General features: G+C 72.2%; 15 protein-coding genes. 8 read left to right on the plus strand and 7 right to left on the minus strand.

Going from position 1 to position 11,765, the window contains the following annotated elements; all coding sequences use genetic code 11:
* Positions 1 to 9: 9 nt before the first annotated feature.
* Both E9232_RS10125 and E9232_RS10130 read left to right on the plus strand, forming a co-directional pair.
* Positions 10 to 768 carry a ChaN family lipoprotein gene (locus E9232_RS10125; protein ID WP_309793808.1) on the plus strand — a complete coding sequence of 253 codons (759 nt, stop codon included), beginning with the start codon at positions 10 to 12 and terminating at the stop codon, positions 766 to 768.
* A gap of 318 nt (positions 769 to 1,086) precedes the next feature.
* The gene (locus tag E9232_RS10130) at positions 1,087 to 2,349 is read left to right on the plus strand and encodes a hypothetical protein (RefSeq protein WP_309793809.1); all 1,263 of its coding nucleotides are present in this window, start codon (positions 1,087 to 1,089) and stop codon (positions 2,347 to 2,349) included.
* A 61-nt stretch (positions 2,350 to 2,410) separates the two neighbouring features.
* Here the strand turns inward: E9232_RS10130 and E9232_RS10135 are convergent, their stop codons facing one another.
* Both E9232_RS10135 and E9232_RS10140 read right to left on the minus strand, forming a co-directional pair.
* Positions 2,411 to 2,758 carry a VOC family protein gene (locus E9232_RS10135; RefSeq protein WP_309793810.1) on the minus strand — a complete coding sequence of 116 codons (348 nt, stop codon included), beginning with the start codon at positions 2,756 to 2,758 and terminating at the stop codon, positions 2,411 to 2,413.
* Positions 2,759 to 2,790: 32 nt separating this feature from the next.
* Positions 2,791 to 3,684 carry a LysR family transcriptional regulator gene (locus E9232_RS10140; protein WP_309793811.1) on the minus strand — a complete coding sequence of 298 codons (894 nt, stop codon included), beginning with the start codon at positions 3,682 to 3,684 and terminating at the stop codon, positions 2,791 to 2,793.
* Between the two features lie 94 nt (positions 3,685 to 3,778).
* On the opposite strand from E9232_RS10140, the gene E9232_RS10145 reads away from it, so the two are divergent.
* From E9232_RS10145 to E9232_RS10155, 3 genes are read left to right on the plus strand one after another with little or no spacing between them, the layout of a single operon-like run.
* Positions 3,779 to 4,411 carry a glutathione S-transferase family protein gene (locus E9232_RS10145; protein ID WP_309793812.1) on the plus strand — a complete coding sequence of 211 codons (633 nt, stop codon included), beginning with the start codon at positions 3,779 to 3,781 and terminating at the stop codon, positions 4,409 to 4,411.
* 25 nt (positions 4,412 to 4,436) lie between these two features.
* Positions 4,437 to 5,360, plus strand: a complete 924-nt coding sequence (locus E9232_RS10150) for a DMT family transporter (RefSeq protein ID WP_309793813.1) — start codon at positions 4,437 to 4,439, stop codon at positions 5,358 to 5,360.
* 10 nt (positions 5,361 to 5,370) lie between these two features.
* On the plus strand, positions 5,371 to 5,700 hold the full coding sequence (locus E9232_RS10155) for a DMT family transporter (RefSeq protein WP_309793814.1): 330 nt from the start codon (positions 5,371 to 5,373) through the stop codon (positions 5,698 to 5,700).
* 27 nt (positions 5,701 to 5,727) lie between these two features.
* On the opposite strand, the gene E9232_RS10160 is transcribed toward E9232_RS10155, so the two are convergent.
* Both E9232_RS10160 and E9232_RS10165 read right to left on the minus strand, forming a co-directional pair.
* Complete coding sequence (locus E9232_RS10160) at positions 5,728 to 5,994, minus strand: DUF1127 domain-containing protein (RefSeq protein ID WP_309793815.1); 267 nt, start codon at positions 5,992 to 5,994, stop codon at positions 5,728 to 5,730.
* A gap of 205 nt (positions 5,995 to 6,199) precedes the next feature.
* Complete coding sequence (locus E9232_RS10165) at positions 6,200 to 6,772, minus strand: hypothetical protein (RefSeq protein ID WP_309793816.1); 573 nt, start codon at positions 6,770 to 6,772, stop codon at positions 6,200 to 6,202.
* Between the two features lie 163 nt (positions 6,773 to 6,935).
* Here E9232_RS10165 and E9232_RS10170 point away from each other — a divergent pair, with 163 nt between their 5' ends.
* The gene (locus E9232_RS10170; protein WP_309793817.1) at positions 6,936 to 7,463 is read left to right on the plus strand and encodes a MarR family winged helix-turn-helix transcriptional regulator; all 528 of its coding nucleotides are present in this window, start codon (positions 6,936 to 6,938) and stop codon (positions 7,461 to 7,463) included.
* Positions 7,460 to 8,323 carry a DMT family transporter gene (locus tag E9232_RS10175; RefSeq protein ID WP_309793818.1) on the plus strand — a complete coding sequence of 288 codons (864 nt, stop codon included), beginning with the start codon at positions 7,460 to 7,462 and terminating at the stop codon, positions 8,321 to 8,323. The genes E9232_RS10170 and E9232_RS10175 overlap by 4 nt, the downstream gene beginning before the upstream one ends.
* Positions 8,324 to 8,338: 15 nt before the next feature.
* Here the strand turns inward: E9232_RS10175 and E9232_RS10180 are convergent, their stop codons facing one another.
* From E9232_RS10180 to E9232_RS10190, 3 genes are all read right to left on the minus strand, one after another.
* A complete protein-coding gene (locus tag E9232_RS10180) occupies positions 8,339 to 9,130 on the minus strand; it encodes an SDR family NAD(P)-dependent oxidoreductase (RefSeq protein ID WP_309793819.1) in 792 nt (263 codons plus the stop codon).
* Between the two features lie 61 nt (positions 9,131 to 9,191).
* Positions 9,192 to 10,025 (minus strand): AraC family transcriptional regulator, encoded by an 834-nt coding sequence (locus E9232_RS10185; protein WP_309794095.1) that lies wholly within the window; start codon positions 10,023 to 10,025, stop codon positions 9,192 to 9,194.
* Positions 10,026 to 10,098: 73 nt separating this feature from the next.
* Positions 10,099 to 10,998 carry a LysR family transcriptional regulator gene (locus E9232_RS10190; protein ID WP_309793820.1) on the minus strand — a complete coding sequence of 300 codons (900 nt, stop codon included), beginning with the start codon at positions 10,996 to 10,998 and terminating at the stop codon, positions 10,099 to 10,101.
* Positions 10,999 to 11,108: 110 nt separating this feature from the next.
* Between E9232_RS10190 and E9232_RS10195 the strand changes: the two genes are divergently transcribed.
* The gene (locus tag E9232_RS10195; protein ID WP_309793821.1) at positions 11,109 to 11,738 is read left to right on the plus strand and encodes a glutathione S-transferase family protein; all 630 of its coding nucleotides are present in this window, start codon (positions 11,109 to 11,111) and stop codon (positions 11,736 to 11,738) included.
* Positions 11,739 to 11,765 lie beyond the last annotated feature (27 nt).

Below are 11,765 nucleotides of genomic sequence, written 5' to 3' on the forward strand. Positions count from 1 at the left end.
AGCGGCGGAATGCAGATGCGGCGGAAGAGCCTGGGGCTGGCATCGGCGGCCCTGCTGGGATGGCTGGCGGCCGGCTGCGCCGCGACGCCGGCCGCGCCCGTGGCGGTCCAGGCCGAAAGCGGCGTCGTCCTGCTCGGCGAGACCCATGACCGCGCGGCCGACCACCAATGGCAGCTGGCCCGGATCGAGGCGCTGTATGCCGGGCAGCCGCACCTCGCCATCGGGCTGGAGATGGTGCCGCGCAGCCGCCAGGCCGCGCTCGACGATTGGAGCGCCGGCCGGCTCGACGAGGCGCAGTTCCTGCAGGCGGTGGACTGGCAGAACTCCTGGGGCTTCGACTACGCCCTGTACCGGCCGGTCTTCGACTTCGCCCGGGTGCATCGGATCCCGCTGGTCGCGCTGAATGTCGACCGCACGGTGGTGCGCGCCGTGGCCAAGGACGGCTGGACAGCGCTGGCGGCCTGGCCGGATCTGGCGCTGGGCCGGCCGGCGGCGCCCTCGCCGGACTACAACCGCTACCTCGCCGCCGCCTTCGCCGGGCACGGCCAGGCCAGGGATGGCGACGCGCTCAACCGCGGCTTCGGCCGCTTCGTCGCGGTGCAGCTGCTGTGGGACCGGGCGATGGCGGTGCGCGTCGCCGCCGCCCGCGCCGCCGGGGTGCCGCTGGTGGTGGTGCTGGCCGGCAGCGGCCATGTCCGCGACGGCTGGGGGATCCCGCACCAGCTCCAGGACCTCGGCATCGCCAGCACGCCGCTGGTGGCGCCTTGAGAGTGTCAAAGGGCCTCGGGCCTCAACTCTTGCTGTCATTGCCCGGCTTGACCGGGCAATCCAGGGGGCCACCGAGAGCCGCTCTGGCCGCCCCTGGATGCCACGGTCAAGCCGTGGCATGACAAGTGAGAGGCGTGGGTGTCTTTGCCCTCAAGAAATTCAGCCGAATAGTGGTCGAATTTCGGCGATTTCAAGAAATTCGCGTCTTGACGCTCTCAACATCAAAGTGAACGTGACTCACGTTTCCTTGGAATGATTTCCATGGCAAGGTCTGCATCTCGGTCTGGTTTCATCTGGCCGCAGGACCCTGGAGACTCCATGACTGGAATGCGATCGAGGATGCCGGTGCGGCTGGCCGCCATGGCCTTCGCCATCGGCGTCGCTGCGCTCACGGCGGCGGGGCCGGCCGCGGCGGCCACGCCGGCCGAGCTGGCGCAGAAGCACCTCTATGCCGGGACGATCGCCGAGGGCGACAAGGCCCTCACCGCCATCCTGGCGAAGAAGCCCGACGACGCCGAGGCCATCGCCGGCCTCGGCATGATCCGCCTGGCCCGGGCGGTCGAGCATTTCAGCCAGTCGCTGTACCGCTTCGGCTTCCAGACGCCCCAGGAGCTGGGGATGGAGGTGCCGCTGCTGGCCATGCCGGTGCCGCTGAACCCCAAGCCGGAGGAGATCCATTACGAGGATGCCCGCGCCATCCTGCAGACCCTGGTCGACGACCTCGCCTTGGTCGACCAGACGCTGGAGCCGCTGGGCGACCGGCCGGTCAAGTTCCCGGTGGCGATGGGGCGGGTGCGGCTGGACCTCGCCGGCAAGGGGCAGGGCAGCACCACCCTGTACGACGTCTACAACGCCGTGCTGCTGGGCGGGCAGGGCGACCGCGCCAATGCCGGCAAGCTGACCATCGCCTTCGACACCGGCGACGTGCTGTGGCTGCGCGCCTACACCCATGTCCTGCGGGCGGGCGCCGAATTCCTGCTGGCGCGGGACTGGCACCGCAGCTTCGACGCCGCCGGGCACATCCTGTTTCCGCGCTCGGCCTCGCCGCTGGCGGCGGCGCTCAGCCAGCCGACCCAGCAGATGTTCACCGCCGAGGACGGCAAGATCGCGGATGGGATCGCCTGGATCCATCTGATCAACTGGCCGGTGGCCGAGCCCGACCGCCTGCCGCGGGCGCGCGAGCATCTCAAGGCCGCGATCGGGCTCAGCCGCGAGATGTGGGCGTCGATCCGGGCCGAGACCGACAACGACCGGGAATGGCTGCCCAACGCCAAGCAGACCAGCCTGATCCCCGGCATGACCATCACCGACGACCGCATCGACACCTGGATGGCGCTGCTGCAGGAATCCGACGCGGTGCTGGACGGGACCAAGCTGCTGCCGCACTGGCGCTTCGACCAGGGCTTCAACCTGCGCAAGCTGCTGGAGTCGCCACAGCCCTTCGACCTCGTGCTGCTGCTGACCGGCACCGACATGGTGCCCTATCTCGAGGACGGCCCGGTCAGCGACCGGTCCTTCTGGGACTCCATGGACAACGCCTTCGAGGGCCAGTTCCTGAGCTTCGCCGTCTGGATCAACTGACGGCGGGAGGGGCGGGCGGCGGCGTGGGGGCGCCGCCGCCCGTTCAATCAATGCGCCCCGTTCAATGGGCCAGGATGTTGACCAGGCGGCCGAAGGGATCGCGGATATAGAAGCGGCGCACGCCCCAGGGCTCGTCTGCCGGGCCGTATTCGATCGGCAGCCCCAGCTCCAGGGCGCGGCGGTGAACCGCGTCGACGTCGTCGACCTCGATCGACAGATCCGGGACCGGCGTGCCGGAGCCGCCCTCGCTCATCACGCTGACCTGCGGCGCCATCGCCTCATCCGAGGCAAAGGTCAGGATCCAGCCGAGATCCATGACCAAGCGGAGGTCGAGCAGGCCGCCATAGAACGCCTGCGCCAGCGCGACGTCCCCGGTGGCGATGTTGGTAACGATGCGCTTCACGGCCATCCGATTCCTCCCGGGCTTCGGCACCCAGCTTGTCACGCCGGCCGCCGGCCCTCCAGCAGGTCGCGCTGCCGTGCCAGGGCGGCGGCCATGAACTCGGTGAAGGCGCTGACCCGGGCGGTGCGGCGCAGATCCTCATGGGTCAGCACCCACAGCGCGGTGCTGTCGGGGGCGCTCGGCACCGGGATCCGGACCAGCCCGGGCGCGCTGTCGCCGAGATAGCAGGGCAGGGCGGCCAGCCCCAGCCCGGCCAGGGCGGCGCGGCACATCCCGACCAGCGAATCCGTGCGCAGGGCGACCGTCGCGCCGGGCACCGCCTGCCGCATCCAGCGGGCGACGCTGGACCCGGCCAGGCTGTCGTCCGGTGCCACCCAGGGCCGCCGCGCCAGGTCGTCCGGCCCGGCCGCGTGTCCGGCGGCGGCGTAGACGGCGAAGGCCACGGCGGCGATGCGGCGGCCGACCAGCGTCTCCGGCGGGTCCGGCACCGGGCGGATCGCGACGTCGGCGTCGCGCCGGGTCAGGTTGGCCAGCAGGTTGGCGGTGGTGACCTCCAGCCCGATGCCGGGATGCAGGTCGCGGAACTGGGCCAGCAGCGGCGGCAGGATCGACGCCATCAGCGTGTCGGCGGTGGCGACCCGCAGGGTGCCGTCCAGCCGCAGGTCCTGGCCGGCCAGCCGGCGCTCCAGCGTCTCGACCGTCGCCGCCATGCCGCGGGCGGCCGCCACCATCTCCTCGCCGCCGGCGGTCAGGGCATAGCCGCCGGGCAACCGATCGAACAGCCGCAGGCCCAGCCGTTGCTCGAAGCCGCCGACCCGCCGCAGCACCGTGGTGTGGTTGACGCCCAGCCGCCGCGCCGCGCCGGCCAGCGAGCCGGATTCGGCCACCGCAAGGATGGTGTGCAGGTCTTCCCAGTCGAGGCGGCCATCCATGACGATCTCTGTGCGTGGGCGCAGACAGATCCTGCAATATCACAGATCGAACTGCATCGGTGCACGGATCATCTTCCCGGCAGAGGAGACCGAGATGACACCGATCCAGCTCTACACGTTCCAGACGCCGAACGGGCACAAGGCCTCGATCATGCTCGAGGAGACCGGGCTGCCTTACGACGTGCATGTCGTCGACATCGAGCACGGCGACCAGCACGCCCCGGCCTTCCTGGCCCTGAACCCGAACAACAAGATCCCGGTCATCACCGACCCCGACCGCGGCCGCACCGTGTTCGAGAGCGGGGCGATCCTGCCCTATCTCGCCGAACGGTCGGGCCGGCTGCTGCCGGCCGATGCCGGCGAGCGGCTGACCGCGCTGCAATGGAGCCTGTTCCAGGCCGCCCATCTCGGCCCGACGCTGGGCCAGCTGTGGAACTACAAGGTCTTCGCGGCCGAGAAGATCCCCACCGTCATCGGCCGCTTCGAGGCCGAGGCGGCGCGAGTGCTCCGGGTGCTGGACGGCACGCTCGGCCGGCGCAGCCACCTGGCCGGCGAGGCCTATGGCATCGCCGACATCATGAGCTGGCCTTGGATCCATGCCGGGCTGATGCATCTCGGCCTCGACCTCGACTCCAGTCCCAATCTGCGCCGCTGGTACGACGCCATCGCCGCCCGCCCCGCCGTGCAGCGTGGTCTGCGCGTGCCGGTGCTCGACAGCCAAGATTAACTGAACGACCGGTCAGGGAATTGTCATGGAAACGCTCTTCATCCCGATCGCGCTGCTGGCCGGCGGCCTGCTCGCGGTGCAGGCCGGCGCCAACGCTCAGCTGGCCAAGGCCACCGGCAGCCCCTTCGCGGCCACGGCGCTGCAGCTGTCGGTCGGCACCAGCCTGCTGCTGCTGGTGGCGTTGCTGACCGGCACCCTGTCGGCCCTGGCCGGCCTGCCGGGGGTGGTCTGGTGGCATGCCATCGGCGGCACCGCCAGCGCGGTCTATGTGGTCTCGACCATCCTGCTGTTCCCGCGGCTGGGAGCGGTGGTCAGCGTCGGGCTGTTCATCGCCGGCCAGATGCTGGCCTCGTTGGGGCTCGACGGCTTCGGCCTGCTCGGCCTGCCGGCGGCGGGATTCGATGCGGCCGCGGTCGTCGGCACCCTGCTGGTGCTGGCCGGGGCCGCGGCGATCGTGCTCGGCCAGGCCGGCGGGGCGGCGGCCCCCGCCCTGTCGAAGCCCGGCTGGATCCTGCTGGCCCTGGCCGCCGGCGCGGTGCTGCCGGTGCAGGGGGCGGTCAACGCGCTGCTGCGTCGGGACCTCGGCGCGCCCTTCGCGGTCGGGGCGGTCAGCTTCCTGGTCGCAACGCTGGCGATGGCGGCGGTGCTGCTGTTGGTGCTGGCGCTGACCCGCCAGCCGCGGCCGAAGCTGGGCGGCGTGGCGGCGATGCCATGGTGGGGCTGGCTCGGCGGCTTCGCCGGTGCCGCCTATGTCACCACCGTGTTCACCGCGATCCCGGCGATCGGCGCCGCCGCGGCGGTCGGGCTGACCGTCGCCGGCCAGCAGGTCGCCTCGGTGTTCGTCGACCGCCATGGCTGGTTCCGGCTGCCGCGCCGCCCGGTCTCGGCGCTGCGCCTCGCCGGCGTGCTGGCCCTGCTGGCGGGCGTCGCCGTGATCAAGCTGGCCTGAGGAGGATACGATGTCTGCTTCGCTCGCCTGGACCCTGCTGGTCCTGTCCGGCATCGCCGACGTGGTGTGGGCCGTGACCACGAAGGTCTCCGACGGCTACAGCCGCCTGGGCTGGACTGCCGCCTCCGTGGTCGCCCTGGTGATCTTCCTCGGGCTGCTGACCCAGGCGCTGAAGGTGCTGCCGCTCGGCACCGCCTATGCGGTCTGGACCGGGATCGGCGCCGTCGGGTCGGTCGCCGCCGGGCTGCTGCTGTTCGGCGAGGCGCTCAGCGCCGCGCGCCTCGCCGCCATCCTGGTCATCCTCGGCGGCGTGGTGGCGCTGAAGCTGCTGCCGTCCTGAGGCCGGCGGGCCGGCGCGCGGCCGCGGTCACCACGACCGTGGCCGCGCCTCGTCGTCCAGGATGAACGAGACGTTGGCGCCGGGGCCGTTGCGCCGCAGGCCGATGTCGCGCAGCTGATGGTCGCTCAGCTCCGACAGGCGCTGCTGGTCGCGCCGCATGCGGCGGGCTTCCGAGATCGCGTCGCCCAGGCCGGCCAGCGCGACCTGGACGAGGTAAAGATAAGTCCGGCGTCGTGACGGGAACGGCAAGACGCCGTGGTGGCGAGATATCGGTCGTGCCGAGTGGAACGCCATGGTGTGGTCTCCAACCCCAATGGTCTGAAGTGGATCGGCATCCTCGTGCCGACCCTGCCTTCAGGGCGCCCAATCTCGTCCGGATCTGTTGCACCAGGATTTCCGCGGAAGAGGAGTTGGGTTACCGGTGCAACCGATTTTCTGTCCGTTTTCACGGAACCGTCTTTTTGCGAGCGCGAGCTGGCGAGGGCTATGGCCGGGCCGGTCACATCCCGCCGCGGGCGCAGATCGCGTGGACCAGCCGGTCGAGGAGGATCTCGATGTCGTCCGCCTCCTGCACCATCGCGATCGCCCAGTCGCAGCCCGACAGCGCGAAATGCTCCCGCCAACCCGGCCAGGCAAGCAGCCCGGCGAGGTCGAAGGACTGGGACCCGCCCATCTCGGCATGGCCGCCGCCGATCGACTCGCCCAGGCTGAAGGGGCCGTCGGGGTCGAACGGGTACAGGTACACGCCGTAGACGTGATGGGTCGGATGCGCCGCGGTCGGCGCCTGGTTGCGGTAGCCGGCGCGCAGCTCGTGCCGCCGCAGCTGGTTGTCCGACATCGGCACTGAGGCATCGTACAGGAAGGCGGCATCCAGGGCGCCGATCCCGTCCCAGCGCACTGCGGCGTCGTCGTAGGTGAGTCTCTTGAGCACATTGGGGTAGGCGAGGGCCGAGAAGCCGTCCCGCCCATAGACCTGCTGGGCCCTGAACCGCCGGAACCCGCCCTCCGCGAACGCGATCGCCAGCCGCCCCTGCTCGTCGGGCACCACCCGGCGGATCGTCGGCGGCGTCACCGGCGCCGCCTGGCGATGCGCATGGGGTCGGAAACGGCAGGCTTGATCATCGCGCCAAGGGTCGCGCTTCGATGCGTCGGAGGCAAGGGGAGGCGCCATCACGCTGGCGAAAACAATGTCGATATGATTTCATAATGAAATCAATTTGCCGCCGGAGCGCGCCATGCCCACCCGCCCTTCGATCCCGACGCCTGCCGCCCCGGCGCTGGAGCTCGGGCGCTGGCTGCCCTACCGGCTGTTCGTCGTCGCCGGCCGGGTGGCGGAGCTGCTGGAGAGCTTCTACGGCCCGCGCTGGGGCATGGGCCTGCCGGCCTGGCGCATCCTGGCGGTGGTGGCCGACCGGCCGGGCGTCAGCGCCCGCGAGATCGCGCGGGCCTGCGGCCTCGACCCGGTCGCGGTCAGCCGCGGCATCGCCCAGCTGGCCGCCCTCGGCTTCGCCAGGCGCGAGGCCGCCGCCCAGGACCGGCGCTACGCCTCGGTGACGCTGACCGCGGCGGGCGAGGCCGCCTTCGCCGAGATCGCTGGCTTGGCGTGGGCGATCGAGACGCGGCTGCTGGCCGCGCTGCCGGAGGCGGAGCGGGTGGCGCTCGACCGCACCCTCGACCGGCTCGACACCGCCAGCGGCAAGATGGTGGGCGCCGGCTGGCGGGCGCTGCTGGCGGAGGCGGGCCCGGAGGGGGCGGGGCCATGACCGCGCTGCTGTTCCTCGCCACCGCGCTGCTGTGGGGCGGCGGCGCGCTGGCCACCGCCCTGCAGGCCGGGTCGGTGCCCGCGACGGTCTCGGTCGGCTACCGCATGGCGCTGGCCGGGCTGGTGATGCTGGCGATCGGTGCCGCGACCGGCACCCGGCTGCGGCTGGCCCGTGCCGACCTGCCCTGGGTGCTGCTGCAGGGCGTGCTGTTCTTCGGCCTCGCCTTCATTGCCTTCTATAGCGCCACGCGGCTGATTCCGAGCGGCCTGGCGGCGCTGGTGCTGTCGCTGTCCGCGGTCTTCGCCGGGCTGCTCGGTCGGCTGTTTCTGGGCACCGCGCTGACGCCGCGGCTGCTGGCCGGGCTCGGCTGCGGCGTGCTCGGGGTCGCCATCGTCTTCGGCGGCGATCTCCGGGCGGTGGCGGCGGACGGGCGCACCCTGGCCGGCCTCGCCTGGGCGGCGGTCTCGGCCCTCGCCACCGCCGGCGGCACCATCCTCGGCGCCCGCAACCAGCGGCGCGGCGTGCCGATCCCGGCGGTGATGGGCTGGGGCGCCCTGACCGGCGCCGCCGCCGCTTTCGCCTGGTCGGCCGCGGCCGGGGCGGATTTCGCCATCGACCCGTCGCCGCGCTACCTCGGCAGCCTGGCCTATCTCGCCATCGCCGCGTCCTGCGTCACCTTCCTGATGTATTTCGACCTGGTCCGCCGCATCGGCCCGGCCCGCACCGCCTACACCCTGGCGCTGGTGCCGGTGGTGGCCCTGGCGCTGTCGGCCGGCTTCGAAGGCCTGGCCCTCGGCCCCGGCCTGCTGCTCGGTGCCGCCATCATCCTGGCCGGCAACATGCTGGTGCTGCGCGGCTGAGGTTCGGCGGGCCAGCTACTGCGCCAGGAAGCCGCCGTCGCAGCACAGGTTGTGGCCGAAGACGAAGCTCGCGGCGTCCGAGGCCAGCCAGGCGACGGCCTCGGCCACCTCCTCGGGCTGGCCCATCCGCCGCGCCGGCAGCCCGGCGGCGACGGCGCCCATGTCGGCGATCTTCGAGGCCAGCATCATCGGCGTGACGATGCGGCCGGGCGAGACCGCGTTGATCCGGATGCCCAGCGGCGCGTACTCCATCGCCGCCGAACGGGTCAGCGAGATCGCCGCCGCCTTGGAGGCGGAATACAAGGCCAGGCCGGGATTGGGGTTGCGCACGCCGCTGACCGAGGCGTTGTTGACGATCACCCCGCCGCCCTGGCGCAGCATGATCGCGATCTGGGCCTTCATGGCGTGGAACAGGGCGCGGACATTGGTGGCGAAGGCGGTCTCGAAGGCCTCGTCCGGCTGCTCCGCCAGCGGTGCCCGCGGCTCCTGCCAGCCGGCATTGTTGAAGGCGATGTCGAGCCGCCCGAAACGCTCGACCGCGGCCTCTACCATCGCCTGCACCTCCGCTAGACAGGTGACGTCGGCGCGGAAGAACCCGGCGGCCGGGCCGTGGGCGGCGCAGGCAGCGGCGACCGCGTCGCCCCGCGCCGCGTCGCGGCCGACCACGAGAACGGAGGCGCCGCGCCGGGCGAAGGCCAGGGCGGCGGCCCGGCCGATGCCGGAGGTGCCGCCGGTGACCAGCGCCACCTTGCCCTGCAGCGTCTGCGGCGAGGGTGCCTGGGGGTTGTCTTGGCTGATGTCATCCATCCGGCCAGCCTGCCGGTCCGGCCCGGTCCGGTATTGGCGAAAATTGCGGCCGGGCCGAGGCTCACCCCGCCATGGCGGCCGCGTAGTGGCGCGGGGTGATGCCATGGGCGCGTTTGAAATGCCGGGTCAGCGCGGCCTGGTCGTAGAAGCCGGTGGCGAGGGCAACCTCGGCGATTGGCCTGCCCGCCGCCAGCCCCTGCGCGGCGGCCTGCAGGCGGATCTGGGTGAGGTAGGCGTGCGGCGTCAGCCCGGCGGTGCGCTTGAACAGCCGGATCAGCTGGAACGGGGTCAGGCCGGCCGCGTTGCCGAGGTCGTCGAGCGACAGCGGCTCGGCATGCCGGTCCCGCATCAGGGCGACGGTGGCGCCGAACACGGTGCGGTCGCGCGGCGCCACCGGAACGCGGTGGCCGATATCGGCATGCCGGCGGATCAGCGCCCCGAAGCTGCCGACCAGAAGCTCGCGCTCCAGCAGCGGGTCGCGGCCTTCGCCCAGGGCGCGGTGCAGCGCCAGGAAGGCGGCCACCAGGTCGGGGTCGGTGAACAGGTTGCGGGTGAAGTAGGGGTCCGCATCGACGCCCAGGGTGGCCATGACCGCGGTGATGGCCGGCGGCGACAGGTAGAACGAGCGGTAGCGCCAGCGGTCGCTGCGGCCCATCCGCCCGGAATGTGGCTCGGCCGGGTTGAACACCAGCAGCGCGGTCCGCCCCGCCTCCTCGGTGCGGCCCTGGCTGTTGAACTCCGACCCGCCCAGCTCGGTCACCGCGACCACCAGCGCCTCATGGAAATGCGGGGCGTAGTCGTGGCGGGTGAAGTCGGCGTGCAGCAGGTTCAGGCCGGGCAGGCGGCGATCATGCCAGTAATGGGTGCGGTTGTGCGGATCGACGCGGGCCAGGATCGCAGCCTCCGGTGGGGCCGAAAGCCAAGTCTACCGGATCGGGCCGGGCGGCTCCAGCCGGCCGGGCGCCCCGTCAGCGCAGCGCCGGATCGGCCCGCAGCCCCGCCGCCACCAGGTCGACCAGCGCCCGCACCCGGGCGGTGGCGCGCCGGCCCTCCTGGTGCACGACATGGATCGGGATCGGCGGCGGCTCGAAATCCTCCAGCACGGTCTGCAGCCGGCCGGCGCGGTGGTCCGCCGCCATCTGGTAGGACAGCACCCGGGTCAGGCCGTGCCCGGCGACGGCGGCGGCCACCGCAACATCGGCCTGGTTCACGATCAGCCGCGCCCGCGGCGTCACCGTCTCGGTCCGGTCGCCGCGGCGGAACACCCAGTCGCGGGCGGCGACGCCCTGGCCGAACGGGATCGCGTCGTGATCCGCCAGGTCGGCGGGGGTCTGCGGCACGCCATGCGCCGCCAGATATGCGGGCGAGGCGCAGACCACGCGCCGGACCGTGCCGACGCGGATGGCGCTGAGGCCCGAATCCGGCAGCTCGGCGATGCGCACGGCGACGTCGTAGCCCTCCTCGGCCAGGTTGACGACCCGGTCGATGAAGAAGCTGCGCACCACCATCAGGGGGTGGCGGATGCCGACGTCGAACAGGATCGGCGCGACATGCAGCCGGCCGAACAGCACCGGCGCGGTGATCGACACCTGGCCGCGCGGCTCGGCATGCAGGCCGGCCGCGGCGGCCTCCGCCTCCTCGACCTCGGCCAGGATGCGCCGGCAATCCTCCAGGAAGCGCGCGCCGGCCTCGGTCAGCCGTACGATCCGCGTGGTCCGGTGCAGCAGCCGGGCACCGACCCGGTCCTCCACCGCCGCCACGGCGCGGGTCACCGCCGGCGGCGACAGCACCAGCCGGCGGGCGGCGGTGGCGAAGCCGCCGGTCTCCGCGACCGCGACGAAGATCCGCATGCTGTCGAGCCTGTCCATCCGATCATTCCAAATTCCGGAATAGTCCACTGTCAAGGGTGAGTATTCTCGTTGTGATGGGGAATGGGCACATTGGGGCCGACGCAACCTCTCCGGAAAGGCCCGCCGCCATGCCCGTCCCCGCCCAGCCCATCCGCCTCTACCGCGTGGCCCTGTCCGGCCATTCGCATCGGGTCGAGCTGTTCCTGTCGCTGCTCGGCCTGCCCTTCGAGCGCATCGACATCGACCTCGCCAAGGGCGAGAGCCGGACGCCGGAATACCTGGCCCGAAGCCCCTTCGGCCAGGTGCCGGCGATCGAGGACGGCGACGTGACGCTGGCCGACAGCAACGCCATCCTGGTCTATCTCGCCAGCCGCTACGACGAGGCCGGGACCTGGCTGCCGCGCGACCCGGTCGCCGCCGCCCAGGTCCAGCGCTGGCTGTCCGTCGCCGCAGGCTTCCTGGCCTATGGCCCGGCCGCGGCCCGGCTGGTGACCGTGTTCGGCGCCAAGCTCGACCAGGACAACGCCAAGGCGATCGCCGCCCGGCTGTACAAGGTGCTGGAGCCGCATCTGGCGGGGGACGGCTTCCTCACCGGCGCGCGGCCGACCATCGCCGACGTCGCGCTGTACACCTACACCGCGGTGGCGCCGGAGGGCGGAGTATCGCTGGCCCCCTATCCCAACATCCGCGCCTGGCTGGGCCGGGTCGAGGCGCTGCCCGGCTTCGTGCCGATCCAGCGCACCGCCGTCGCGGCCTGACGCCGCGTCCCATCTTTGAACCGCGCT

The organism is Inquilinus ginsengisoli, assembly GCF_031453975.1.
GTDB classification, from domain to species: Bacteria; Pseudomonadota; Alphaproteobacteria; order DSM-16000; family Inquilinaceae; genus Inquilinus; species Inquilinus ginsengisoli_A.

Excerpts from the sequence above, each read along its gene's own strand:
- E9232_RS10125 (WP_309793808.1), top strand. The coding sequence starts at position 10 with ATGCAGATGCGGCGGAAGAGCCTGGGGCTGGCATCGGCGGCCCTGCTG.
- E9232_RS10130 (WP_309793809.1), top strand. The coding sequence starts at position 1,087 with ATGACTGGAATGCGATCGAGGATGCCGGTGCGGCTGGCCGCCATGGCC.
- E9232_RS10135 (WP_309793810.1), bottom strand. The coding sequence starts at position 2,758 with ATGGCCGTGAAGCGCATCGTTACCAACATCGCCACCGGGGACGTCGCG.
- E9232_RS10140 (WP_309793811.1), bottom strand. The coding sequence starts at position 3,684 with ATGGATGGCCGCCTCGACTGGGAAGACCTGCACACCATCCTTGCGGTG.
- E9232_RS10145 (WP_309793812.1), top strand. The coding sequence starts at position 3,779 with ATGACACCGATCCAGCTCTACACGTTCCAGACGCCGAACGGGCACAAG.
- E9232_RS10150 (WP_309793813.1), top strand. The coding sequence starts at position 4,437 with ATGGAAACGCTCTTCATCCCGATCGCGCTGCTGGCCGGCGGCCTGCTC.
- E9232_RS10155 (WP_309793814.1), top strand. The coding sequence starts at position 5,371 with ATGTCTGCTTCGCTCGCCTGGACCCTGCTGGTCCTGTCCGGCATCGCC.
- E9232_RS10160 (WP_309793815.1), bottom strand. The coding sequence starts at position 5,994 with ATGGCGTTCCACTCGGCACGACCGATATCTCGCCACCACGGCGTCTTG.
- E9232_RS10170 (WP_309793817.1), top strand. The coding sequence starts at position 6,936 with ATGCCCACCCGCCCTTCGATCCCGACGCCTGCCGCCCCGGCGCTGGAG.
- E9232_RS10175 (WP_309793818.1), top strand. The coding sequence starts at position 7,460 with ATGACCGCGCTGCTGTTCCTCGCCACCGCGCTGCTGTGGGGCGGCGGC.
- E9232_RS10180 (WP_309793819.1), bottom strand. The coding sequence starts at position 9,130 with ATGGATGACATCAGCCAAGACAACCCCCAGGCACCCTCGCCGCAGACG.
- E9232_RS10190 (WP_309793820.1), bottom strand. The coding sequence starts at position 10,998 with ATGGACAGGCTCGACAGCATGCGGATCTTCGTCGCGGTCGCGGAGACC.
- E9232_RS10195 (WP_309793821.1), top strand. The coding sequence starts at position 11,109 with ATGCCCGTCCCCGCCCAGCCCATCCGCCTCTACCGCGTGGCCCTGTCC.